General features: G+C 64.4%; 19 protein-coding genes. 10 read left to right on the forward strand and 9 right to left on the reverse strand.

Annotated features, from left to right (window positions below):
* The first annotated feature begins 18 nt into the window (after positions 1–18).
* From AC0MRV_RS06005 to AC0MRV_RS06030, 6 genes are all read left to right on the forward strand, one after another.
* Positions 19–1,371 (forward strand): DUF1552 domain-containing protein, encoded by a 1,353-nt coding sequence (locus tag AC0MRV_RS06005; RefSeq protein ID WP_472763530.1) that lies wholly within the window; start codon positions 19–21, stop codon positions 1,369–1,371.
* A 6-nt stretch (positions 1,372–1,377) separates the two neighbouring features.
* On the forward strand, positions 1,378–1,908 hold the full coding sequence (locus AC0MRV_RS06010; RefSeq protein WP_472763531.1) for a hypothetical protein: 531 nt from the start codon (positions 1,378–1,380) through the stop codon (positions 1,906–1,908).
* 125 nt (positions 1,909–2,033) lie between these two features.
* Positions 2,034–2,663 carry a hypothetical protein gene (locus AC0MRV_RS06015; protein ID WP_472763532.1) on the forward strand — a complete coding sequence of 210 codons (630 nt, stop codon included), beginning with the start codon at positions 2,034–2,036 and terminating at the stop codon, positions 2,661–2,663.
* A complete protein-coding gene (locus AC0MRV_RS06020; RefSeq protein ID WP_472763533.1) occupies positions 2,660–4,810 on the forward strand; it encodes a matrixin family metalloprotease in 2,151 nt (716 codons plus the stop codon). The genes AC0MRV_RS06015 and AC0MRV_RS06020 overlap by 4 nt, the downstream gene beginning before the upstream one ends.
* 72 nt (positions 4,811–4,882) lie before the next feature.
* Complete coding sequence (gene rapA, locus AC0MRV_RS06025; RefSeq protein ID WP_472763534.1) at positions 4,883–7,738, forward strand: RNA polymerase-associated protein RapA; 2,856 nt, start codon at positions 4,883–4,885, stop codon at positions 7,736–7,738.
* Between the two features lie 104 nt (positions 7,739–7,842).
* Positions 7,843–9,342: a glycoside hydrolase family protein gene (locus AC0MRV_RS06030; protein WP_472763535.1), complete on the forward strand. Its 1,500-nt coding sequence runs from the start codon at positions 7,843–7,845 to the stop codon at positions 9,340–9,342.
* 14 nt (positions 9,343–9,356) lie between these two features.
* On the opposite strand, the gene AC0MRV_RS06035 is transcribed toward AC0MRV_RS06030, so the two are convergent.
* A complete protein-coding gene (locus tag AC0MRV_RS06035) occupies positions 9,357–11,774 on the reverse strand; it encodes an ABC transporter permease (protein WP_472763536.1) in 2,418 nt (805 codons plus the stop codon).
* Between the two features lie 175 nt (positions 11,775–11,949).
* Between AC0MRV_RS06035 and AC0MRV_RS06040 the strand changes: the two genes are divergently transcribed.
* Complete coding sequence (locus AC0MRV_RS06040) at positions 11,950–13,443, forward strand: MFS transporter (protein ID WP_472763537.1); 1,494 nt, start codon at positions 11,950–11,952, stop codon at positions 13,441–13,443.
* Between the two features lie 2 nt (positions 13,444–13,445).
* On the opposite strand, the gene AC0MRV_RS06045 is transcribed toward AC0MRV_RS06040, so the two are convergent.
* Positions 13,446–14,234 carry a lysostaphin resistance A-like protein gene (locus tag AC0MRV_RS06045; protein ID WP_472763538.1) on the reverse strand — a complete coding sequence of 263 codons (789 nt, stop codon included), beginning with the start codon at positions 14,232–14,234 and terminating at the stop codon, positions 13,446–13,448.
* A 181-nt stretch (positions 14,235–14,415) separates the two neighbouring features.
* On the opposite strand from AC0MRV_RS06045, the gene AC0MRV_RS06050 reads away from it, so the two are divergent.
* Both AC0MRV_RS06050 and AC0MRV_RS06055 read left to right on the forward strand, forming a co-directional pair.
* Positions 14,416–15,324 carry a hypothetical protein gene (locus AC0MRV_RS06050; RefSeq protein ID WP_472763539.1) on the forward strand — a complete coding sequence of 303 codons (909 nt, stop codon included), beginning with the start codon at positions 14,416–14,418 and terminating at the stop codon, positions 15,322–15,324.
* Positions 15,325–15,750: 426 nt separating this feature from the next.
* Positions 15,751–16,485: a hypothetical protein gene (locus AC0MRV_RS06055; RefSeq protein WP_472763540.1), complete on the forward strand. Its 735-nt coding sequence runs from the start codon at positions 15,751–15,753 to the stop codon at positions 16,483–16,485.
* Positions 16,486–16,502: 17 nt separating this feature from the next.
* On the opposite strand, the gene AC0MRV_RS06060 is transcribed toward AC0MRV_RS06055, so the two are convergent.
* From AC0MRV_RS06060 to AC0MRV_RS06085, 6 genes are all read right to left on the reverse strand, one after another.
* Positions 16,503–19,166 (reverse strand): ADOP family duplicated permease, encoded by a 2,664-nt coding sequence (locus AC0MRV_RS06060; RefSeq protein ID WP_472763541.1) that lies wholly within the window; start codon positions 19,164–19,166, stop codon positions 16,503–16,505.
* The gene (locus tag AC0MRV_RS06065) at positions 19,163–19,504 is read right to left on the reverse strand and encodes a PadR family transcriptional regulator (protein WP_472763542.1); all 342 of its coding nucleotides are present in this window, start codon (positions 19,502–19,504) and stop codon (positions 19,163–19,165) included. The genes AC0MRV_RS06060 and AC0MRV_RS06065 overlap by 4 nt, the downstream gene beginning before the upstream one ends.
* Before the next feature lie 147 nt (positions 19,505–19,651).
* The gene (locus AC0MRV_RS06070) at positions 19,652–19,972 is read right to left on the reverse strand and encodes a hypothetical protein (RefSeq protein WP_472763543.1); all 321 of its coding nucleotides are present in this window, start codon (positions 19,970–19,972) and stop codon (positions 19,652–19,654) included.
* Positions 19,973–20,050: 78 nt separating this feature from the next.
* Complete coding sequence (locus AC0MRV_RS06075; protein ID WP_472763544.1) at positions 20,051–22,066, reverse strand: tetratricopeptide repeat protein; 2,016 nt, start codon at positions 22,064–22,066, stop codon at positions 20,051–20,053.
* A complete protein-coding gene (locus tag AC0MRV_RS06080; protein ID WP_472763545.1) occupies positions 22,063–22,632 on the reverse strand; it encodes a thioredoxin domain-containing protein in 570 nt (189 codons plus the stop codon). Before AC0MRV_RS06080 ends, AC0MRV_RS06075 begins: the two co-directional genes overlap by 4 nt.
* Before the next feature lie 55 nt (positions 22,633–22,687).
* On the reverse strand, positions 22,688–23,605 hold the full coding sequence (locus AC0MRV_RS06085; RefSeq protein ID WP_472763546.1) for an AraC family transcriptional regulator: 918 nt from the start codon (positions 23,603–23,605) through the stop codon (positions 22,688–22,690).
* Positions 23,606–23,714: 109 nt separating this feature from the next.
* Here AC0MRV_RS06085 and AC0MRV_RS06090 point away from each other — a divergent pair, with 109 nt between their 5' ends.
* Entirely contained in the window at positions 23,715–24,089 is a 375-nt protein-coding gene (locus AC0MRV_RS06090; RefSeq protein ID WP_472763547.1) for a VOC family protein, read from the forward strand.
* A 9-nt stretch (positions 24,090–24,098) separates the two neighbouring features.
* Here AC0MRV_RS06090 and AC0MRV_RS06095 read toward each other — a convergent pair whose 3' ends face one another.
* Positions 24,099–25,199, reverse strand: a complete 1,101-nt coding sequence (locus tag AC0MRV_RS06095; protein WP_472763548.1) for a DUF3471 domain-containing protein — start codon at positions 25,197–25,199, stop codon at positions 24,099–24,101.
* Positions 25,200–25,271: the final 72 nt, after the last annotated feature.

Consider the following 25,271-nt stretch of genomic DNA (forward strand, 5'->3'; position numbering starts at 1 on the left):
CGTCCTGCCCGCCCCGTCATGAAGCCTTCCTCCGCCCCCCGTTCCCGAGCTCCCTTTGTCGCCACGCGTGAGGCCTTGTCGCGCCGCTGTTTCTTGCGCGGAGTGGGCGTGGCCCTGTCCTTGCCGTTTCTGGAGTCGATGTTGCCCGGTTTCGCCCGCGCGGCCACCACTGCGGGCTCGCCGCTCGCTCCCGGGGCGAAGCCGCGGCGGATGTTCGGCATCTGCAACAACCTCGGCCTGCTGCCCGATTTGTTCTTCCCGCAAGGGGAGGGCAAGGACTACCAGGCCTCGCCCTATCTCGATCTGCTCAGTGAACACCGCAACGACTTCACGGTGATGAGTGGCGTGTCGCACCCGAATGTCGACGGCGGCCACCCGGCCGACATCAGCTTTCTCACCGCCGCGCCGCATCCGGCCAGCAGTTCGTTCAAGAATACCATCTCGCTCGACCAACACATCGCGGAACACATCGGTTCGCAGACCCGTTTTCCGTCCCTCACCCTCGCGGTCAACACCTCGTCGCGCAGTCTGTCGTGGACCGGCAGCGGGGTGGCCATCCCGCCCGAGGAGAGTGCGGCGGCGGTGTTCCGCCAGCTCTTCCTCCAGGGCTCGCCGGAGGAGGTGGAGGCCCAGATCCGAAAATTGGATACCGGGCGCAGCATTCTCGATGTGGTGGCCGCCCAATCGCGCCGATTGCAGCGCAGCGTGGGCGCACGGGATCGGGAGCGTCTCGATCAATATTTCACCAGCGTGCGCGACCTGGAAAACCGCATGCAGGCCTCCAAGGGCTGGGAGCGCACCCCCAAGCCGGTCGTAAACGTGGAGCCGCCGGTCGACCCGGCCAGCCCGGCCCTCTACATGGCCAAGGTGAAGAACATGTATGACCTCGCGAAGCTGGCCTTTGAGACGGACTCCACGCGGTCGATCACCCTGATGCTCAACAGCGTGGGCACGCCGGTCGTGCGGGTGCGCGGGGCGGACATCACGGAGGATTATCACAACCTGTCCCACCACGGTAAATCGGAGGACAAGCTGAAGCAGTTGCGTGTGCTCGACGAATGGCAGATGAAGCTGCTCAACGGTCTCTTCTCCGATCTGAAAACCGTGCAGGAGGACGGCGAGTCGCTCATGGACCGCACCATGGTGCTCTACGGCTCCAACCTCGGTGACGCCAACGCGCACTCGACGATCAACATGCCCACGCTCTTCGCGGGTGGTGGCTTCAAGCATGGCCAGCACCTCGCCTTTGATCGTGAACGGAATTACCCGCTGCCCAACCTCTTCGTGTCGATGCTGCAGCGGATGGGCATCGAGGAAGAGAAATTTGCCTCCTCCACCGGCACCATGACCGGCTTGGAACTGGCGGGATAAAGCACGATGAAAAATTTCTGTCGCATCAGTCTGGGCGCGTTGCTGCTGGCAGCGGGAACCTACGGTCGTGAGGTCGTGCTCGATTTCGAGTCCGGCCCGCTGGGTGAGTGGATCCCGACCTGGTCGGAAAACGACACGACTGTCACCCTCGCATGGCAGCCGATGCAGGCGGCAACCGCGGGGAGCCTGACATTCTTTCCTCGTATCGGCACCGACGACCAGGGGGTGCTGTGTGCCATGGCTGATGAACCGATCCCGGTTGAGGTGCGGCATGCCACGCCGGCCCGGCGCGTGACGGTGCGTTTTTGGGCTTCGACCGGCTGCGCCGCGCGGCTGGAGGCCTTGGACGCGGACGGCAAGGTGTTGCAGGTCGCCGGCATGGCGGAAGTGCCACGCCGCAGCGATCCGGCTGAGCCCGTGCCAACGTTTGAGCTCACGGTTTCCACCCCGACCGCGGCCATCGCGGCGATCCGCTTCAGCGGACCGCGTGCGGGCGAGTTTCTCGCCGCCGACGAGATTCTCTGGGTGACCGAGTAAGGTGTTCGGGAGGGCGGCGTCGTTTGAGCTCGCCACCTTTTTCTACTCCCGCGTTGATGGCGCGAGCGCATGCGTGACTGGCCGCCGCATTCGTGTGTTCGAACAACCTCAACTGTTTCAAGCCCATGTATGTAAATCGACGGCCTCCCGGCGCGCGCCTGCGCGGCTGGATCACTTGTTTTCTGGTTTTTTGGACCGTGTGCAGCTCCGTGCTCGCCACGACCGTGGTGCCGCCGAGTTTCGCGGAATTGTCCCGGGACGCGGACCAGATTGTCCATGGCAAGGTGCTCGGAGTCCGGGCGTATCGTGAGGAGTATCAAGGCCGGCCGGTCATTCGGACCGCCGTGAAGATTGAGGTCATCGAATCAGTGGATGGGTATCATCGCGGTGAGACGTTTGACCTGCGCTTGCTTGGCGGTCAGGTCGGAGACCAAGCCCTGCGGGTCGACGGCATGCCGCGTTTTCGCAAGGACGAAGAAGTGGTGCTGTTCATGCGCGGCAACGGGCGGCACGCGTGTCCTTTGGTGGGCTGGCGTTACGGCCAGTTCAAAGTGAACCGGGCCGACGGCGCCGAAGGAGGCCGCGTGTTGCGGGCCGATGGTTCCCCGTTGGCAGGCGTCACAAATTTACAGCGTAAACTCGGTGAGACCGACCATCGCCAAAGTGCCCGCGTCGCGGGCGCGAGCGAGGGCTTGAAGGTGGACGAGTTCCTCGCGCTGGTGCGTCGGGAACGTAGCGGGGAGGCCACACAATGAGCACCTTCCTGACAGCATGGCTGACGCGATATCGCGTTGCAGTCGCCCTTTTGGCTGCCGCCACGACAGCACCCGCCTTCGTGCCCAACCACACCCCTTGGCCGGCGGGCGAGGTGGTGGTGCACATGCAGTTGGGGGCCCCGGAGGAGCCTCTGTTTGACGGCGCGGTCACGTGGGACGCCGTCGCTCGCAGCGCTTTGGACCTCTGGGCAGTTCGCACCGGGGTGGTGGCGCTACGCGCCCGGGAGGGGTCCGACGTGGAGATTGGCGAGCGCAACGGCTACAATAACGTGTTCTTCGACGACAATGTGTATGGCGACGAGATTGTCGGGGCCCTCGCGGTCACCGTGTCGTATTTCGACGCCGGTCATTTGCGCGAGGAGGCCGATATCGTGGTCAACACCGACTACACTTGGGACTCCTACCGCGGCCCCTTGTCCAGCCACGCTTGGGACCTGCGCCGGGTGATGCTGCACGAGTTGGGGCATCTGCTTGGACTCGGGCATCCGGACGAGAACGGCCAGTCCGTTGATTCGATCATGAACTCCGTGATCTCCGACACCGAGACCCTGCAGCTCGATGACGCCAAGGCGATCGACTTCAACTATTCGGAGTTTGGCAACCAAGGCGGCGTGGGCGACAAGGACGATCACGGCGGCCTCTTTGCCAATGCCAGCACCTTGGTCGCCGACGCGCCGAATCCGGGGCACTTCGATGTCTGGGATGTCGACATGTTTCGCATCACGGTGGATGAACCAGGCGGACTGACCGTCTGGAGCACGGGCGACTCCGATCCCTATGCGTTGCTTTTCCGCAGTGACGGTGAGCTGTGGGGCTACAACGACCAGGGGGGAGACGGGGACAACTTCCGACTGTTGGCGGCTTACATCTATCCGGGAACCTATTATTTGCAGGTTCAATCGTGGGACGGCGAGGTGGAGGGCGACTATTCGGTGTTCATGGAGCTTTCCGACGACCTGACCTTTGGCGACCAGGAGGCATCCGAGCCCAAGGATGCGGAGGCGATCGCGCTCAACGGAAGCATCTCCGGCGAGCTGAACCACTCGATCGATATCGATTATTTTCGCGTGGACCTCACCGAGCCGGGCCTACTGACGGTCTTCAGCACCGGCGACGTCGACACCTTTGGCCGCCTGATCGACAGCAATGAGCAGAGGGTGGAGATCGACGACGACGGCGGCGATGGGCTTAACTTTCGCTTCCGCAGCGATGTGCTGCAACCGGGCACCTATTACGTGGAAGTGTCCGGGCTTCTGTCCGGTGAAATCGGGCCCTATGGATTGACCACGAGCTTTCAACCCGCCTCCTCGCTCGATCAAACCGCGCGCTTAACCAATCTCTCGGTGCGCACGCATGCCGGTGGCGAATTCGGGCCCCTGATCCTTGGTTTCGTGACGGCCGATGCCAGCAAGTCGCTGCTGGTGCGCGGCGTGGGGCGGAGCTTGGAGGACCACGGTATCCCGGATTTTCTGGATGACCCCACGCTTTCGTTCTTCGATGCCGGGGGGACGGAGATCGGGCACAACGACGACTGGCTGTTCTCCGACGACTACTTGAACATCGCCGTGGTTGCGGACGAGTTGGGGGCCTTCGAGCTGACCAGCGGGCTGGACGCCGCGTTGTTGGTTCAGCCCGACGCGGGCCGCTATTCGGTGCATGTGAATGACTACGCGGACGCGGTCGGTCAGGTGCTGGTGGAGGCCTATGATGCCGATGGGGCGCTTGCCGAAGGGCGCTTTATCAACCTCTCCACGCGGACCCGCATCGGCACGAATGGCAGCTTCCTCTCCGCCGGTTTCGTGATTGGCGGCGAAGGCACCATGCGTTTGCTCATCCGCGGGGTGGGGCCACAACTCGCCGTGCACGGCGTCGAGGGCGCGATCAGCGATCCGCGCATCGAGTTGTTCAACTCCGCGCAGGAGGTTGTGGCAGCCAATGACAATTGGGGGGACGCGCAGGGCGACCTCGCGGGCACGATGAATGACATCGGCGCCTTTGCGCTCAACGAAAGTTCGGCCGATGCCGCGATGTTGGTCGAGCTCTCCCCGGGTCTCTATTCGGTGCAGCTCAAGGGCCCGGAGGGCGAAGTGGGCGACGCGCTGATCGAGATCTACGAGGTGCGCTGAGGCCGCGGCGAGGTTTTCACCCGGGCGCAGTTTCGCTTTGAAACTGTTCCCGGGTCGGCTCGTTGTGGGAGGGTGTCGCTAAATCAAATCGGACAACGTTGTGTCAGTGAACCCGAGCCGGAGCTCGGTCTTGGAGTCGTCGTGAGCCTGGAATACGGCCGGATCGGCGTCGCCTTTCCGGCGGCCGGTGAGCAGCGCCTTTACGCGCAGGGCACGTCCGTGCTGTCACGCGTGCAGTTTCGCGAGGGGCAAAAGGTCGCCACCCGCACCGGCGACACCTTTGTGGTCGAAACGGTTGAGGAAGAGGAAGGGCTCTTGGTCTACGTGGGCGGCGGTCATCGCGTGCGCGAAGACGAGGTGTCCGATGTGGCTGGAGCGACCGGGCCGCTTGATCGACTCATGGCCGGTCAAACGGATGAGGCGGAGGTTTTTCAACTCCGGCATCGCGCGCTGCAGGCGAAGGCCAAGTTCCTCGCTTCGCCGGTGCGTGGATTCCTCGGCGGGCGGCTCGATCTGATTCCGCACCAATATTACATCCTGCAGGAGGTTGCCTCGCGCCAGATTCCACGGGTGTTGCTCGCCGACGAGGTTGGTCTGGGCAAAACAATCGAGGCCTGTCTCATCCTGCAGCGTCTGCTCACGGTCGGCAAAGTGAAGCGCGCGCTTATTCTGGTGCCGGAGTCGCTCACGCACCAGTGGTTCGTCGAGTTACTGCGTCGCTTCAACCTGTGGTTCACCATTTTCGACGAAGAGCGGTGCATCGACGAGGAGGGCGCCGACCCCGAAGCCAACCCCTTCCAAAGCAACCAACTTGCCCTGTGTGCGGTCGAGTTCCCGGCGCGGGATGAGAAACGCTTCGCGCAGATCGTCGCCGCGGGTTGGGACATGGTCGTGGTCGACGAAGCGCATCACCTGGGTTGGTCGCCGGCCGCGGAGGACGTGAGCGCCGAGTATCGCCTCGTCGAAGCGCTGGCCCGCAAAAGCCGCGGCCTGCTGCTGCTCACCGCGACGCCGACGCAGCTCGGCCTGGAGGGCCACTTTGCGCGCCTGCGTTTGCTCGATCCCAATCGCTACAGCGACCTCGATGCCTTTCGCGACGAATCGGAAGGTTTTGGCGAAGTCGCTGAGATCGCCGAAAAGATCGTCGAGCAGCGCAAGCTGAACGCTGCCGATCACCAAAAACTGCAGCACATCTTCGACCGTGATCCGGACGGTCTCGCCCAACGCCTCGAGGCGCTCGCCGCGGGCAAACCGGGCGCTCGCGAGGAACTGTTGCGCACCTTGCTCGATCAACACGGCACGGGGCGCGTGGTGTTTCGCAATACCCGCGCCGCGATGAAAGGCTTTCCGTCCCGTGCCTATCATCCCGTGCCGCTCAAAAGCGACAACGCGACCCTGCACACGCGCGTCGCGCGCGAACTGGAGGCCGAGGAGACCGGCCACGAGAGCGAGCTGCGCCACAACTTCCGCGACGATCCGCGAATCGTCTGGCTGGCCGACTTCCTCAAGGCCGACCCGACCCGCAAGGTGCTGCTCATCTGCCGCACCCGTCGCAAGGTCGTCGCGATCGACGCCGCCTTGCGCGAGAAGATGAGCGCCAAGGTGGGCGTTTTCCACGAGGGCCTCGAACTGGTGCAACGCGATCGCAACGCCGCGTGGTTCGCCGAACCCGATGGCGCGCAACTGCTCATCTGCTCGGAGATCGGCAGTGAGGGACGCAACTTCCAGTTCGCCCATCATCTCGTGCTCTTCGACCTGCCGCTCAATCCGGGCCTGGTCGAGCAGCGTATCGGCCGCCTCGATCGTATCGGCCAAACGGAGACGATTCGCATCCACGTGCCGTTCATCGCCGACAGCGCCGAGGCGCTCGTGGCCGACTGGTATGAGCGCGGTTTGGACGCTTTTTCGCATCCCATGCACGGCGGCAACGAGTTTGCCCAGGCCTTCCGCGAGCGCGTGCTGGCTCTCGCCATTCGGGTCGGCGCCGGCGGCAAGAAGGCGCCGACAGCCAAGGAAATCGAAGCGCTCATTACCGAGACGGCGAAGTTCCGCACCGCCTTGGTCGAGAAGATGCACCGCGGTCGCGATCGTCTGCTGGAGCTCAATTCGTTCGACCCCGCCGTCGCCGAAAAGGTGATCGCCCGGGTGCGCGAAGCCGATGCCGACCTGACGTTGCGCCGCATCCTCACCGACCTTTTCGATCACTTCGGTGTGCGGATGAAGGATCACGAGGAAGGCGACGTGTTTCTCGATGCGGATCACGCCTACGTGGAGGGGTTTCCTTCCATCCCGCGCGACGGCATGCTGACGACCTTTGATCGCAGCCGGGCCATTGCGCGCGAAGACATTCGTTTTGTCTCCGCCGATCATCCGCTGACCAACGACACGCTTGACCTGCTCATCAACTCGCCGGTCGGCACGACGTCGTTCGGCCTCGTCGAGGCGGACGCGCCCAACATCCTGGTCGAGGCGATCTTCGTGCTCGAGACCGTGGCCGATTCCCGTTGGCACGTGGAACAGTTCCTGCCGCCGCAACCGGTGCGGGTCGTGGTCGATCTGCGCGGTGGCGACCTGACCGACGAATGGGACCCGCAGACGGTGGCCGATTTGGTGAAGACCGTGCCGATTCATCCCTTCCTCGAACGCCCGGAGTTTAACCCGGCGTTGATGAAAAACCTGATCGAAGGCGCGACGGATACCGCGGAAAAGACCGTGGTGGCCGTGAAGCAAAAAGCCGAAGCCGCCGCGCAAGCCCAGTTGGGGGCAGACCTGCAGCGGCTCTCGGATCTGCAGAAACTCAACGACCATGTGCGGCCCGAAGAAATCAAACTCGCGCAGACCCAGCTCAAAAAAACCTGCGGCGCCATCCGTGACGCCCGCCTGCGGCTGGACTCCATCCGTTTGATCGTGGCTGGCTTCGAAATGTGAGTCCTCGCGCGGTGAAATTTCACTTTGTCGATTGGGTGTGACGAGGCCTTGCCGCGTATCCGGCGAAGGCCTAGGCAGAGGGCGTAACCCCGTTCTTCTGCCCCATGTTTTTTTCTCAGCTGTTTCGTTTGTTGGTGCTTGGCCTGGGCAGTGTCGGACTGCTGCGATCGATCGCCGCGGAACCTGCGACCTTCATTGGCGAACGGCGGGAGTTGTTCGCCGATCGTGCGCTCATCGCCGCGATGGACGGAGTGCGGCATCAGCTGGCCCGACCGGTGGATGCGGGACCGGTCATGTTCTTCGACGAGCCGTGGGAGTATGCGGCCAACTACGTGACCGTGCTGCGGGACGGAGAGCGCTACCGGATGTATTACCGCGGCGGCCTGCCCTTTGCGCCGGGAGTGCCCCGGCAGTGGCTGACCTGCTACGCGGAAAGTCAGGATGGAGTGAACTGGACCAAACCGGAGCTCGATGTATTCACCTATCAAGGACGGGTGACCAACGTGATCCTCGCGCCGGATCCGACGCACGGGGCGTCGCATAACTTCGCCCCCATGCTCGATGACCGCCCGGCGGTGCCGGCGAGCGAACGCTTCAAGGCCATTGGTGGATCCTACCACGCGGACGACACCGAAACGGTCGACGGGGTGAAACCCCAGGACGGCCTGCATCGTTTTGTATCGGCCGATGGAGTGCATTGGCGACGGCTGGATCTGCCGCCGCTGTTTCCCCGGCACGCGCTCGATTCGCTCAACGTCCTGACGTGGCTGCCTGAGGAAAACTGTTACGCCATCTACCTGCGCACGTGGACGGGCGACGCAGGCGCGGACAAGCCAACCTATGAAGGCTTTCGATCCGTCAGTCGCACGACCTCGACGGATTTCATCCATTGGACCGATCCCGAACCGATGCAGTTTGGGGAGGCACCGTTGGAACATCTCTACACCAACGGCACGCAGCCCTATTTCCGCGCGCCCCAGCTGTTGGTGGCGCTGCCCTTCCGCTATTGGCCGGAGCGACAGGCGTATGCGCCGGAGGCGTTCGTGGCGATGGGCGTGCCGGAAGCGCAGTCACACGGCGCGGCCGATGCCGTGCTGATGACCTCACGCGGCGGCACGACCTACGATCGGACGTTCTTGCAGTCGTTTGTGCGCCCGGGGCACGACCCACTGGCCTGGTATGCGCGCAACAACGCGCCGAGCAACGGCATCGTGCCGACCGGCGAGGGTGAGATGTCGTTCTACACCGTGACGCACTACAACCATCCCTCGGCGCAACTGCGGCGGCAGGTGTTGCGGCTCGATGGATTTGCGGAGGTGCACGCCGACTACACGGACGGGACGCTGCTGACGAAGCCGCTCATTTTTGCGGGTGAAACGCTGGAGCTCAACGTGTCCACCTCCGCCGCGGGTTTTGTGCGGGTGGAGGTGTTGAATGCCGACGATGAGGTGCTCGCCACGAGCGAAGACATGATCGGCGACGGGGTGGATTTTGCCGTCCGTTGGGTAGGGCGAAGCGATGTGGCGGATCTCGCCAGTCAACCGGTGCGCCTACGATTCACGCTCCGCGATGCGGATCTCTACGCCTACCGTTTCCGGCGCTAGGCTCGGAGTGGTGATCATTCGTTGCGCAGCGCGTCGACGGGATTGATGCGGGCGGCTTTGCGGGCCGGCAAATAGCAGGCGAGCAAACCGATCAGCAGCAGGCCGCCGGTGACGGCGGCGATGACGGCGCCGGCGTCCAGTTGCATCAGCGGGATCACGGCGTTCAGCCCGCGCGAGAGGCCGTAGGCGCCGAGCAGGCCGAGGGCGATGCCGGTGAGCGCGAGGCGCAGGCCGGCCTTGAGCACGAGACCAATGATCGCGGCGACGGGGGCACCGAGCGCCATGCGCACGCCGAACTCGCCGGAGCGTTGGGCGACGGTGCGGGCGATCACGCCGTAGATGCCGAGCGAAGCGAGCGCGACGCCGAGCAGGGCGAAGGCGGTGAGAAGGGTGTTGATCAGTTTAAAATCGGCACTGGCGCGCTCGATGAAGGTGAGCGTGGGCATCAGGTTGGTGATGGGCAGGTCCGGGTTGAGTCCGCTGATGGTCTGTCGGAGCGGTTCCACCAAGGTGATCGGATCGACGCCGCGGGTGCGCAGGGCGAGCCAGCTGTAGTGCCACGGCTCCTGCGCCATCGGGTGATACACTTCAAACGGCGTGTTCACGTTTTCGGGGAAAATCGACTCGGTGTTGGTCGCGACGCCCACGATTTCCAACCATTCGACCTCGTCGGTGCCGGCGCGGGCAATGCGCCGACCAAGTGGGCTTTCATCGCCGAAGAAGGCGCGGGCCATGGCCTCGTTGATGACGACAACTTTCGTGGTTTCCAGCGTGTCGGTGGCGAGAAACGAACGGCCCGAGAGCAAAGCCGTGCCGACGGTTTGGAAGTAGCCGGGCGTGACGCCGTTGACCATGGCGCTGGGCTCCTGGCCGCGCGGCGGCGTCTCGCGCCCCTCGATGATGAACGCGTTGGGCCCATTGAGGCCGAAGGCGGGCAAAGAGTAGGAGAGACTGGCCGATTCCACGCCGGGCAACGCGCTGACGCGTTCGAGCAACTGAGTCTGGAAGGGTGCGATCTGCTCGCCGTCGGGATAAGTTGCGGCCGGCAACAGGATGGTGCCGCTGAGCAGGTTGTCGGCATCCCAACCGAAACGGCGGTCCATCATGCTCTGACTGCCGCGCAGGAACATCCCGGCGCCGGCGAGCAGCACGAGGGCGAGGCCAAACTGCCCGACGATGAGCAATTGGCGCAGGCGTTGCGAACCCCGGCCGCCGGTTGAACCCCGGGCGCCGCTCTTGAGCGTGCCGTTGATGTTGAGGCGCAGGGCGAAGAGCGCCGGAGCAAGGCCGAAGGCGAGGGCGGTGAGGACCGAAGCGAGGGCGGCGAAACCGAGCACGCGCCAATCGAGGTTCATCACAAAGGTCGCATCGCCGACGGCTTGCACGAGCGAAGCGATCCAATCGCCCGTCCAGCGGGCGATGAGCAGGGCCCCCAGTCCGCCGACGGTGGCGAGCAAGAGCGACTCGGTGATGAGTGGCCGTAGCAGTTGGGCGCGGGAGGCACCGAGGGCACCACGCACCGCGAATTCGCGGCTGCGGGCGATGGTGCGGGCGAGCAACAGGTTGGCGAGGTTGGAGCAGGCGATGAGCAGCACGAATGACGACAGGCCGACCAGCATGGTCACGATGCCGCGACCGGTGGCGTCCATAAACGTGTCCTCCAAGGCCACGGTGCGCCACGTGGCGCCTTCATTGGCGGTCGGGTGATCGACCGCAAGTTGGTGACCCAGATTCGCGATAAAGGCCTCCGCCGGGGCGGGATCGATCGCGGCGTCGCGACGACCGAGCAGGTTAAGCCAGGTGGCGTTGCGGTCGATCTGTTCGTCGGCAGTGAGGCCGAGCGGGCGAAAGAGTTTGGACCGGCCGTAAAAGCGACGGTCGAAGAAACTCGCGGGCAACACGCCGACGATCTCATGCAGCACGCCGTCGACGCGCACCGTGCGACCAATCACGGTCGGGTCGCCCCCGAAGCGGTCCTGCCAGTAGCCGTGGCTGAGGATGAGCACGTGGTGGTTGCCATGCGTTTGTTCCTCGGGGCGAAAGTCGCGGCCGAGCTGCGGGGTGACGCGCAGCATGGAGAAAAAGTTGGTCGAGACGCGCGTGCCATTGACCATGTCGGCCGGTTGGCCGGGCTCGGAGAGGCTCATGCCCCAGTTGGCGGTGGCGGCGAGTTCGCCGAAGCCGTCGGTTGCGTCGGGCAGGTCGAGGTAATCGGCCGGTGAAAAACCGCCCTGCGGATTCTGGCTGGTGGTGCGGTAGAGTTGCACCATTTGCGCGGGCGCTTCGAGCGGCACCGGGCGCAGCAGCAGGGTGTTCAGCAGGCTGAACATGGCGGTGTTGGCGCCGATGCCGAGGGCGAGGGTGAGGACGGCGACGGCAGTGAAACCGGGCGATTTGAGGAGCGAGCGGAGGGCGAGCTTGAGCGTGGACATGGGACGGGGGGGGCGGGGCGAAGGAGGTGGCGGTCAGGTCTAACACCCGCGGGGCGTCGGTGGAGTTTCAGAAAACTGCGCTGCAAGCGGATGGCGTGATCGCCGCACGTCGGGTCGGTTGTTGCCTTCGGACGGTTCTTCGTCTTTCCACCTGCGGTCCCCCTCATACCCCATCATGGCAAACACCCCCCTTGTTGACGGTGCCCAGAAGGCGCCGGATCCCGTCTCGGAAAAACTGTCGGTTTTGGAAAAGACCGGTTTTGGCGTCGGCGACCTCGCGTCGAACCTGCTCTTCCAAACCTTCAACATGTTCCTGCTCTTCTTCTACACCGACGTGGTCGGTCTCGGAGCAGGCGCGATCTTCTGGATCTTCGCGGTCGCCAAGATTTGGGACATGGTGAACGACCCCTTGATGGGCGCGATCGCCGACCGCACGCGCACACGTTGGGGCAGTTATCGGCCTTACATATTCCTGCTCGCGATTCCCTACGGCATCTCGGCCTACCTGCTCTTCACGGTGCCCGACCTATCGGACACAGCGAAGATCTTCTACTGCGGTTTCACCTACATTCTCGCGACCATGATCTATACGGGCATCAACATCCCGTATTGCGCGCTCATGGGGGTCATCACGCCCAATATCCAAGAGCGCACTTCCGTTTCACAGTATCGCTTCTTCATGGCCTTTGCCGGCGGCTGGTTGATCAACACCTTCATGGTGCCGTTGGTGACCCTCTTCGGCGACAAGCCTGACTCGCCCACCTACAATGAGGAGATCGGCTACGACCCGGTCAGCGGTTACCCGACCGCCATGATCGTCTTCGGCGTGCTCGCGACGGCCCTGTTCTTCATGACCTTCTTCACCACGAAGGAGCGCGTGAAGCCGGTCGTGCAGAAGAATGCGAAGTTCAAGGACGACTGGAAGGACCTTATGCGCAACGGCCCGTGGTGGGTGCTGTTCATTTCCGCCGTGTTTAACCTCGGCAACGTCGCCGTGCGCAACGGTGCGATGATCTACTTCCTGAGCTACGTGATGGAGGGCGGCAGCACATTGCTCTTCACGGTCAATTTCGGCTTCTTCGAACTCGAGGTGACGCGCACCGTGCTGTTCATGTCGGTCGGCCAGTTGGCCACCATGCTCGGCGTGCTGCCGACCCGTTGGCTCTGCAAACGCTACGATAAACGCACGCTCTACATCTGGTTCATGATCGCGCAGGGCCTGTCTTACGCCGCGATCTACTTCGTGCCGGGTGATAATTTCTCAATGACGATGTTCTTCCACCTGCTCGGCATGTTCTGCGCGGGTCCGGGCCCGGTCATCGTCTTCGCGATGTATGCCGATGTCGCCGACTACTCGGAATGGAAGAACAACCGCCGCGCCACCGGCCTGATCATCGCCACCATCCTCTTCGCCATCAAGGGCGGCCTTTGGATCGGCGCGCAGTTCAACGCTCTGGTGCTCTGGCTCATCGGCTACACCAAGGAGACCGCCACCAACCCCGACGTGATTCACGGCTTGAAGATGCTCTTCACCTTCGCGCCGGGTGCCCTTGCGGCGGCGGCGGGTCTCGTGCTGATCAAATACACCATCAGTGACGCCCAACTGAAACAGATCGAGGAAGAGCTGCAGGCCCGTAAAAAAGCCAACGAAGCTGCCGACGCGGTTTGATCTTATACCCGTTCCCGCCCCAACCGGCGCACGATCCAGCCCGTCGCGACCGCGGCCATGGCGATCGTGAGCACCGAATCCTCGGGGCCGAACGTCCCGCCGCTCAGCCAGATTGATCCCTGGCTGGTGGCGCGGAGGGGCGCGACTTCCTGCCATGCAACCTGGCCGGACAGCGGCAGCCCGGACAGAAAAATGGTCAGGTTCCAGGCGGCATGGTTGGCCGCGGCGGCCCACAGGTTGCGGGTGAGGGCGAAGACGCCCGCCCACATCACGCCGAGCAGGCTCACCGACACCCATGTCAAGGGCCCGGCACCGGCGTTGCCCAGATGCATCGCTCCAAAGATCACTGCGGTCAGCACGAGGCCCGTGCGCGTGCCCCACTGTTTTTCCACCAGCCGAAACAGGATGGCGCGAAACGTCACTTCCTCGAAGGTCGCGGCAATCAGAATCAACCCCACGATCTCCCCCGGAAACGGTGCTGCTTCGCGAAACTCGAACGCATACACGCCGCCGATCCACAGCAACCCGATGCTCAACGCCATCAATCCTGCGCCGGCCGCCGCACTCAGCAAAATCCATCGACCGTTCCACGCCAGCTCTGCGATGTGTGGCCGTCGCTCGCCCCAGCGACAGAAGCCGAAGTAGCCCGCCAGCAAGGCCGCCAAAATCATCGCGCGACCCACCGCCTGCGCGAGGTCCGGATGATTCGCGAGACCGGTGTCCAACAGCGGCCGCAATCCAAAACGGACCAACGCCAGCGGCACCGCGCACCAAAGGGTCGCGAGGGCCAAGTCACGGAGAAACGGGAGTAGTCGGGTGAGTAGGGTTTTGAACATGATGAGGCGCCGCCCCTCCTATCACCCCACCGCCGGGCTAAAGTTGCAGAATACCTCCGTGAAGGGCTTTCACCGGGCAGCGCGACGTTCTCCCTTGCGACGAATCGGGCCGCCGCCCACAAACGCCGCCCCATTTATGTCCGCTCCCGTTCAACGCCAGAACCTCGCCCTCAACCTCATCGACATCTACGGCGGCACGCAGACGCGCGTGGCGACCAATGACGACGCCATCGAGAGTTATGCCGATGAGATGGCGCGCGGTGCGGCCTTTCCGCCCATCACGGTTTACTACGACGGTTCCGCCTACTGGCTGGCGGACGGTTTTCACCGCTACCTCGCGACCAAGCGCAACGGCGGCACCCACATCGACGCCGATGTCCAACCCGGCAGCCGCACCGATGCGCTCAAACACGCGCTCGGCGCCAACGCGACCAACGGTCTCTACCGCACCAACGCCGACAAACGGCATGTCGCCGATATCGCCCTGCGCGAGTGGCCCGACCTCTCCAACGCCTACCTGGCCGAGATCTGCAAGGTTTCCGATGAGCTTCTGCGCAAGGTGCGCAAAGAGCTCACCTCCACCGGTCAGATTGCCAAGACCGAGCGCGTGACCGGTCGCGACGGCAAGGAATACAACGTCGGCATCGACCGCCAGCCGCGCGGCAAACGCGAGAAGTCATCCAGCGAAGGCAAAGCCGGCGAACGTGACGAGGATCTGGGTGGCGGCCCGGGCGAAAACGGTCCGGCCCTGAAATCCGGCGGCGCGCCCGGTGGTGGTTTCACCAAAGGCAAGGGCGACCCCGGCGCGACCGGCGGTTCGACCAACGAGCTCGAAGTCGAAGCCCGCTCCATGATTCGCAAGGGCGAGATGAATCCCTTCGAGTTGCCCAAGCTCATGAGCGCCACCGGGCACGACTATGCCGCCACGGTGATCAACCTGCTCGATACAATGAAGCCGGAGATCAAAGACCGCACCGACGGTCTCATGCGCATCCGCCGCTGGCTCGACCGCGCGCTGGGTGGTGAGAGCGGCCCGGCCGAATAGATTGTGACGGTGCCTCCTGCAGTTTTCGCGGGGTGCTTCCGTGCGACGCGGCCCGTTTGATCGCTCTCGGAAGCAGCCCCCAGGGCGTCTCCTTCCGCCATTGACGCAGCCCAGTTGATTGAGGACTCGAACCGCCAGATCGGGAAAGGGTCCCGGTTGGCCCTGGGGATTGGCGAAGCCTTTGCCGAGGTGTCCAAACGCATTCGCGCCCTGATGGAGGGGATCGCACCGCCAGCCGCGCGCAGGCCGACGGCAGCGACGAGCTCATCCAAGTTGTGCTGGTCCTCAAGCGCCTCACTCAGGGAGCCGATAAACCTTCGATTGTCGCCACTCCGGAGTCCCTCCGGTGCGGGGGCGCGCACAAAATTGCCCGGAAGCGAAAGAAAAAGCTGGAATTAGCCTAGGCTAATAAAATTATAAAAACCGATGAATGCCTCGAATACCAGATCCGTTGCCACGCAGGGCATCAATCGGTTGAAGGCTGGGCTGCTCGGGTTGAGTGTGGTCGTGGGCTGCGCCCCGGGCCAGACCGCGTGGGATGAAGCGAGCCTGAGCGTAGGCTTGCTGAGCGCCTATGTGAGCGAAGGCCGCGAAGACTTTGGCGGTTCGGGTTCCTTTGAGGGCATCGTGGCGGCCGAGTGGGGTGCCGTGGGCGTCGAGCTTTATCAGCTCACCGCGCTGGAGAACGACGGTTCCGAGTGGGACTTCACGCTGGCCACGGGGGGCGCATGGGAGCGTTTGGAGTGGTCGCTTGGCTTCACCCATTTGCGCTACGATTACGCCGGCGACCGCTGCCGGGATGAAGAGCTGGCGGGCGAAGTTGCCTGGTCGCTCGGCGAGCGATGGGTTCTGGCGGCCGATGGCGTTTTTTCGTTCGATGCCCAGGGCACCCACTGGAATGTCGGCTTGGCCTATGTCGTGCCGACTGCGAGCGACGTGGAGTTCGAACTCTACGGGACGATTTCCTACGAAGCCGGCTACCGGTCTCCCGGATTCAGCGGTTGGGACCACGCGACCTTGGGGGCCGCAGTGAGCGCGCCGATCAGTGAACGACTGGAGTTGAGCGGATTTCTCGAAACCACCTTCGCGCTCGATGGCGTGAAGTTCGACGGCGGCGGCGATCAGTTTTACGGTGGCCTCGCGTTGACCACCAAGTTCTGAACGCCGCCCGTCGAGACCTACTCGGCGCGCAAGGAGTCGACCGGATTGATGCGACCGGCGCGGTGCGCGGGTAGGTAGCAGGCGAGCAGGGCCACGATCATGAGGATCGCGGTCGCGAGAATGACGATCCACGGGTTGTCGATGTCCATGTTGGGAAAGCCGCTGGCCAGCAGGCGCGACAGACCCCAGCCGCCGATGAGGCCAAGTGCGGCGCCGGTGGCGGTGAGGCGGGTGCCCGTGCCCAGCACGAGGCGCACGATGTCCCGGGCCTGGGCGCCCAGCGCGAGCCGGATGCCAAACTCGTGGTGGCGTTGCGCCATCGTCCGGGCAATCACGCCGTAGATGCCGATGGCGGCGAGCGTCAGGCCGAGCAGGGCGAAGCCGGTCAGCATGTCGCGCAACACGCCCAGTTGGTAGTTGGCGCGGGACACACGGTCGTCGGCGCTCTTGAGGTTGCGCACCGGCAAATCGGGATCGAGCGTTGCAATGGTTTGGCGCACGGCTGCGGCCAGCGCGCTGGGGTCACCCGAAGTGCGCACGGCGAGCTCGTTGTAGGCCGAGGGCTGTTGCGCCATCGGCAGGTAGATTTGGTGCCAGAGGGTGGTGGCCTCGGGCATCACATTGCGCACGTCCTGCACGACGCCGACGATTTGGGCCCATTGCAGGTTGGAGTCCGACGCGGCAGCCACCCGGCGCCCGATCGGATCAGCGGTGCCAAACAGGGCCTCGGCCATGGCGGCGTTGATGATCACGGTGGGTGGCGCATCCGCGGTATCGGTGGCGTCGAAGTGACGCCCGGCCAACAAGCGGGTGCCGACGGTGGAGAAGTAAGCAGGAGTCACCACGTTGCGCAGGGCGGCGGGTTCGCGGCCGGCGGGCGGGCGTTCCTGCCCCTCGACCAGCAGCCGCTGGGTGTTCGTCCAGGGAAAGAACGGCGGCGCGGCCGCAAGCGCCACGGCTTCCACCCCGGGAAGTGCGGCGAGCGAGTCGATGGCCAGGTTCTGAAAATCCCGAATTTCTGCCGGCGAATTGTAGTGCGCCTCGGGCAGAAGGAAGGTGCCGGTGAGCAATCCGCGGGAGTCCCAGCCGGCACGGCGAGCGTTGAGCTCATCGAGCCCGTTGATGAACAAGGCCGAGCCGGTGAGCAGGACCATCGCCAAGGCGAATTGCCCGACGATGAGGAGATGACGCAACAGCTGGTGTCCCTTGCCACCGGTCGCGCCGCGGCCGCCGCTCTTGAGCGTGTGGTTGAGATCGAGCCGCAGCGCGAACAGCGCCGGGGCGATACCGAAGGCGAGGGCGGTGCCGACGGAGCATAGCAAGGCCCACATCATGATGCTCCAGTCGACCACGAAGCGGACCTGGTCGCCACTGTCGTCGGTGCTGCGCAGGCGCATCCAATCGGTGAATCCAACCGCGACGAGCAGAGCCAGCAGGCCGCCAGCGACGGCGAGGATGAGGGATTCCACAACAAGCGGACGCAGCAGCTGCCGCCGCGAAGCACCGAGCGCGGCGCGAACCGCGAACTCCCGGGCGCGGGCCATGGTGCGGGCGAGGAGGAAGTTGGCCAGGTTGGAGCAGGCGATGAGCACGACGAAACCGGAGAGACCGAGCAGCATCATGAGCACGATCTTGCTGTCCGGGCCGGTGACGTGTTCGTCCAGGGCCAATCGGTAGCAGGTCGTCTCGGCATGGACGCCGGGGGCGTCGATCGACAACTGCTTGCCCCATTGCTGGACGAAGGCCGCGGCGTCAGTCGTCGATACGCCGTCGGCGCGGCGGGCGATGGGCTCGACAAAGAACGATCCGGTCGCGGCACGTTCGTCCGGACTCAGCGCGAGCGGACGAAAGACGTCCACCCAGCCCAGATGGCGCCAGTCACTGAAGGTTTCCGGCAGCACCCCGATCACCGTGTGCACGACTCCGTCGAGACGGATTTCGTGTCCGATGATGTCGGGTCGACCTCCGAAGCGAGTCTGCCAGAGCCGATGACTGATGATGGCCACGTCGGGGCCGCCGAACTGCTCCTCTTCGGGCCGAAAGTCGCGGCCCAAGGCGGGGGGGATACCGACGAGCGTAAAAAAGTTGGTGCTCACGCGCATCAGGTCGGTGAACTCCGCCGGTTCGCCCGGGGCCGCGAGACTGGCTTCGCGGGACGCCATGCCCGCCACGCCGGCGTAGACGTCGCGGCTGGCGCGTTGGAACTCCAGAAAATCGGCGGCGGCAAACGCTCCCTTTGGGTTTTCGGCCGAGCGGCGAAAAACCCGATCCAGTTGTTCGGGTTGTTGGTAGGGCAGGGGGTTCAGGGCGACACCGCTGAACACACTGAACATCGAGGTGTTGGCTCCGATGCCGAGACCGAGCGTGAGCACCGCCAGCGCGGTGAAGCCCGGCGTGCGCAGCAGCGAGCGGGTGGCGAAGGCCAGGCTTCGCCATGCCTCGGCGAGGCTCGGCGGCCTCCAGGTGTCGCGCACCTCCTCGCGGTAGGCGTCGACCGTGCCGAACTCGCGGTGGGCGGCGAGGCAGGCGGCGCGTTCGCTCATGCCTTCGGCGCGAAATTCGGCGACGAGTTGTTCAAAGTGGAAACGCATCTCGGCGTCCATCGCCGCTTCTTCATGGCGGCGGAACAGGACGCGGCGGGTTTTGGTGCGCAGCCAGCGCAGGCGTTCGGCGAAGGTCATGCCTCGGCCTCCATGTTGATCACGCTGGTCATGGCCTGGGCGAAGGAGTTCCAGTGGGCGATCTCCTCGTCGAGTTGGCGGCGGCCGGTGGAGGTGAGGCGGTAAAACTTGGCGCTGCGACCGGCCTCGGAGACGCCCCATTCGGCCTCGATCCAGCCACGGCCTTCCAGGCGATGCAGGGCGGGGTAGAGGGAACCTTGCTTGAGCGAAAGTCGTTCGGCCGAAACGACGGCGATGCGCTTGGCGATATCCCAGCCGTGCAGGGAGGCGGTGGAGAGTGATTTGAGAATGAGCAGGTCCAGCGTGCCCTGCAGGAGCTCCTTGCGAACTTTTTCCATGTTGGGGGCGGACTTAGTGTCACGCTTCTACAACAAGCAAGCCCTTTGTTGTAGGAGTGCGACAACAAGCAAGGTGGGTGGGCGCGAGGATGTCGGGGGAGCGGAGGGGTAGCGGAGTGCCCGTTCTCTATCGGATGAGCGGCTTTGTTACGACAGCAGCGGACCGACGGAGTCGTGCACCCGTTGCACCGAGACGCGCAGGTGCAGCACCCGACGGGAGAAACGACGATTCTCCCGTTCGCGGCGGAAGTCCTGCGATTCGGCCTGCAGTTGTTCGAGTGAATGGGTTCGGGCCACGCAACTCAAGTAGGTCAGGTCCGGGTCAAACACGTTGGGCGCGATCGCGCGCAGAAGCGGACGGAGAAGGCGAGCCGGAGCATGCAGGCTCCGCCGCAACAGATGCTCTTTGAACTCGGTCGCAGGGATGCCGTGCCGAGCACAGTATTGTTCGATGACGGTGTTGGCCATGTGCGGAAACATGCGTCAAAGCTGCATAAAAGGTGCCGTTTGGATAGGTAACTTCAGACCTATCGCGTTACGGCCCGGTTAAAGCTGATCAACCAGCTCCCTCAAGGCAGCCCCTTCAGCCCGCCGACCGCGTTGATCCGCGATCTCGGCGTGACGCCGCAGCAGGTCGGCGGCGGCGTCCTTTTGCCCGACTTGAACCAAGGCGCGCGCGACCAAGGGCAAGGCTCCCGGATAGGGCAGTTGGCTTAGCAGGTCGTCTTCGCTGGGTCGTTCGTGTTCGGGCAGTGCCAGCAAATCGTTCAATTGGCTCACGGCGGCCGCGTCGTCGCCGCTCATCATGTGAACCCGCGTGAGCAGCAAACGCGCGGTTGCGGGCGGGTTGGCGGGGTCGTGGCGTTTGAGGTCGAGGCTGGCGACCAGTTCGTCGTGGGCGCGAGCAAGCCGTCCTTGGGCGAGCAGGGCGTTGGCCAACAGCAGGCGCATGGTTTGGTTGTCCGGATTGAGCTCGAGCCCGGCGGTGAGCGTTTCGGTGGCGGTGCGCAGTGCGCCGGATCGCAGCAACAGCTCGGCGAGGTTGAGGCGGGTCTCAACGAGCGTCGGATCGCTGGCGAGCGCCTGCTCGTAGAGCCGGCGTGCCGCTTGGGTATCGCCGCCGCGTTCCCGCAGGCTGCCGAGATTGTGCAGCGCCCACACGTAGTGGGGATCGATGGCCAACGCGTTTTGATAAATGGCGATCGCCTCCTCGGTTCGGCCCTGGCGTTCAACGGCCACGGCGAGGTTGAACTGGGCATCGGCCGATCCGTCACCCGAGGCGATCTGGTAGCGGGATTGTGTTTCGACGAACTTCGGGATGTCGGCGAAATCCTCCAACAGGAACTGAATCACCGCGGATCCCATTTCGTCGAACGAGCTGTTGCCCGCGCGCACATCGACCGGCGGGTGGTGCGGGTTGCGTGGATTGTCCGCGGAGTTGTCGTAGGTGTAGCGCAGGTCGATGCGCGTGCCGGCGGGCAGGGGCAGCGGCTCGCGGTAGCGGTAGTCGCTCTGCCAGCTGAAGTCCCAGTCCGGGATGTGCAGCAGCCACTGCTGCGACCCGTCGGGCAGGGTAGCGGTGAGGCGAATGTCTTTGCCTAGGTAGTGGGCATGTGGATACATGCCCAGCACGGCGGCCGGGGCCGGGAGGGTGATGGACTCGGCCACGACGATGCCGGTGGAACCCGCCGGCAGGTAGATGTTGTCCTCGCGCAGCAGGAGGCTGAACCCGGCGCGCGTGGGCGGTGTATCCGTGAAGTGGATGCCAATGCGCGGCGCCAGCCGTTCCTCGCGACCGGAGGGCAGCAGGTGGAGCTGCAGGATCAGATCGGTGCCCGGATCGACCGCGAAGGCGGTGCCGGGATGCACCTCGTAGGGGTGCTGGCCCGGGGTCCAGCCGACGATGTGACCGTTGGGGTGAATGCCGCCGCCGGTGTCCATTGACTCAAACCCGGGGCCCGGTTCGGCCGCGTCGAGGCGGCGACTCCGGTCGGTCGGATCAAAGGCGATGATGGCGTGGTGCACCACCAGTGCCGATTCCGGCAGGAACTCGATGGCGCGCACATAGCGCCGTTGCTCGACCGGAATCGGGAGCACGAAGTTGCGGAAGATATCCACGCCCTCGGGTGGCACCACAAACGGTTCGTCGAAGGTGAGCACGAGGTCGGGTTCGCCGATGGTCCACTCGCCGTCGGGCAAGTCGGGGGGCGGCAGGCGGCTCAGGTCTCCGGACGGTGAGCCGGCGTCGAGCCAGCGACGCAGTTTGGCGATCGCCTCAGGCACGAGCGACCGTTCGCCCTGCAAGGCCGGGGTGTGCACGCGGTCGGGTTTCCATGGCGGCATGTAGCCGGACTCCGTGACCTCCACGATCTGCCGCGCGCGACGACGGGCTTCCTGGTAGCTCACCAAGGGGAAAGGCCCGATGCCGCCGTCGTAGTGGCACTCGATGCAATTGGCCGCGAGGATGGGCGCCACGTCGTCGACGAAGGTGGGCGGGTCGGCCGCGGCGGCGAGACTTGCGCCGACCACGCCGAACAGAAGCTGTCGGATCGGGCTGCTCACGGCCGCGGGATGTAGCAACCGATCGCCTTGGTGCGGACGAGGTCCGGGACCTTGCCTGCGGCGATCGCGTCGAGGGCGTCCCGCAACTCCGACTCGGTGGGGGCGGGGCGGAACTTGTTGTAACCCTGGTATTGGTCATCGATGCGACCGAGGTAGACCAACTGCGGTTCCGGCGATTCTTCCGGTTGCACAAAGACCGCCACTTCCGGCGTGACGTCGGCGCCGGCGAAATCGGCGATGGCAAAGTCGCGGTCGATCACGGTGCGCAGGCCCGCGAGTTTGAACTCGGCTTGGTGCTCGCGAATACGCGTGGGATCGGCGAGATCGTCGGCATACACCAGCCACAGCGCGGCGTTCTGTTCGTCGCAATCGGCGGCGAGACGGGCCAGGGTGGGGGCGTAGCGATTGGAGATCGGGCAATCCGGCGCGACGAAAACAAGCACCACTGCGGTCGAATCGCCCCAAGGCGAAACGGGTTCGCCGTCGAGTGTCGTGCCGGATGGCGCAGCGAGTGCGATCGTCGTGCCGAACAGCAGGGAGGGTAACAGACTGCGCGGGGAGGTCATTTGGGGTAGGGGTTCGAGCTAAACGTGCTCGGGCCGACGGGACAAGCGTCGGTGCTCAGGCGCTTGCGACCGGCAGGTGCAGCTTGAGTTCAAAATGTTCGTAGCCGTGCGCCCAGGGCCGCCCGAGCCAGGCTTCGAAGCATGGGTGGTCGGTCGGCACGAGCCCACTCTGCGGCAACCACGTGGCGTAGAGCCAGTCGAGCGCGCGCATTTCCAGGTCGATACCGCCGCGCAGCTCCAGCTCGGCGACCACCATCGGCGGAAAGTCCAGGCGGCAGATTTCACCGTCGGGCAGGGTGGTGTTGGCGGGCACCTCGAGGCCGATGTCATAGCGACATTTCTCCGCAGGCACGATTTCGGGGTCGTCCCAAGTGTAGCCCAACCACTGGCCGTCGGCCAGACCGTGCGCCTCGGCCCAGGCGACCATGCGTTCGGTCGCGGCGGGCACGGCGCCCTCGGTATAGGAGTCGGCCACGCGCAGGTAGGCGACCGTGCGCGCGGGCAGGTCGCGCAGGGTGACGGCAAAGTTGTCGGGGTTTTCGCCGGGTTTGAGCCCGTCCAAAAGATGACGGTGCTCCGGGCCCGCGACGTAGTCCTGCCAGCGGTCGCGTTGGTTTTGCCGGAACCCGGCCACGTCAAACTGGCTGGGCGGCGCGCCAAAGTGTTGTTTGAAACTGCGCGAAAAATCGGTGGAGGAAGCAAATCCGCAGGCGAGCGCGATGTCGGTGAGCGAGGCCTCGCGCACAGCGGTGCGACCGCTTTGGGTCATCAGTCCCACGGCTTTTTCGAGGCGCAGGCGTTTGATGCAGGCATTGAGCGCTTCGCCGGTTTGGAAGCGGAAGATGCGGTGGAAGTGGAAGGGCGAGAGGCAGGCGACGCGCGCCACCTCCTCAAGGGACAAGGGCTGGTCGAGATGTTGCTGGATGAAATCGAGCGCGCGATTGATGCGCTCAGGGTAGGTCGTCGCGGCCACGGGATCGATCGGATCGCTTTAGCAAGATTTGTAAAGCGCGCGGCGGTGCCGATCGGGTATGCTGCGGTCGTTCTCAATCAACCCGTCCTTCCCAACCCAGCTATCCATCATGCAACTTGGTGCCTTCTCCGTTTCTCTCGCCGTCAAAGACATCGCCGCTTCGCGCGCCTTTTATGAAAAGCTCGGCTTTACCCAAGTCGGCGGCGAGCAGGAGCAAAACTGGCTGATTCTGCGCAATGGCGAGACGACCATCGGGCTTTTCCAGGGCATGTTCGAAAAGAACTGCCTCACCTTTAACCCCGGCTGGACTTCGCACAGCGAGGCACTCGAGCAATACGACGATGTGCGGGTGCTGCAGGCGAAGTTGCAGGAAGCCGGCGTCACGCTCATCGAAACCGCCGATCCGGAGAGCAAGGGCCCGGCGCACATCACGATGGTCGATCCGGACGGCAACCCGATCCTGATCGACCAGCACGTGGGCTGAGCCGAGTCGTCAATCGTCGACCACCTGCAGTTCGCCGATGTCGACTTTGGCGTTGGGCTGATCGGTCGACGGATTGATCAACCCACCGGAATCGCGCCCAAAATAACGGCTGGCGAAATCGCTCATCTGCGGCGCCGCCGCATCGAAGGTCGTGCGGCGACTGCGGATGCTGTAGCGGACCGACCACACGGGGCGCACTTGCTCCTCGCGTAGCGCGGCTTGGTAGTCGACGGCCACGAGGGCGATCCAATACCGACTCTCCTCCAAATCGTCGAAGAGCTCCTGGCGGCGCGTGACGCCGGCCGCCGAGCTGACGTTGGCCAGCTCGTCCAACGCGCCGTCGAAGCCGAGCAGGCGCGCGTTCTCGCGATTGATCTGACCGCGAAAAGTGTGGTTGAGCGGATCGTAGGTTTCCTGGGCGATGACGGCGGGGTGCTCGTCGGTGGTGGTGGCTCCCCAGTAAATCATCACGACGAGATCCGCGGTCTCGGCCGTGGTCGCCGGTTCATAACGCTGGGCCTTCATCGCCGGGGCGATCATCTGCGCGAGGCGTTCGAAGCTCATGTCATCGATCGACGCGTCCGCGACGGGAGAGCTGCGTTGAAATCCGCCCTCACTGAAGGCGTAGGTCTCGACGACGAGTTGCCCGTGCGGATCGCGGCGACGTTCGTAGTTGTTGAACACGCGCGCGAGCACCGAGGTGGCGGCGTTGACCGCGACGGCGCGCACGGCGGTGGAGGTGGCGGCGTCGACTTGGCGCTGTAAGCGAAGGCGGTGACCCCGGCCATCGACGATGTCCAGCGCTGCCACGTTGCCGTTCGCGTCGGCTATGAAGCGAAACTCAAAATCGTCGTTGCGCATCAAAAACGCGCCGGGTGTCGATTGCGGGACGAGCTGCGCCGTGGGCCGCCCGCTGCCGGCGTCGGCGTGCAATGCTTCGCCTACGCGGGTGATCGTCATCGTTTCGACCGACTGGTGCCGATAGGTGCCGGTGAAGCGATCGAGGTAGGCCGGACTCGTGACCGGCGGCGCATCCTGGGCGGAGACATACGCGGCCGCGCCACCGATGAAGCACCAAGCGAAAATGCGAGCGCGGTGGCGGGCGAGCATCGGGGAAAGCTGGGGGGAGGGGGGGATGAAGCTAAACCAAGATGCGCCGGGGACCGGCGCGGCGGGCATTGC

The sequence above is a fragment of the Actomonas spartinae genome, from assembly GCF_051209155.1.
Taxonomy (GTDB): Bacteria; Verrucomicrobiota; Verrucomicrobiia; order Opitutales; family Opitutaceae; genus Actomonas.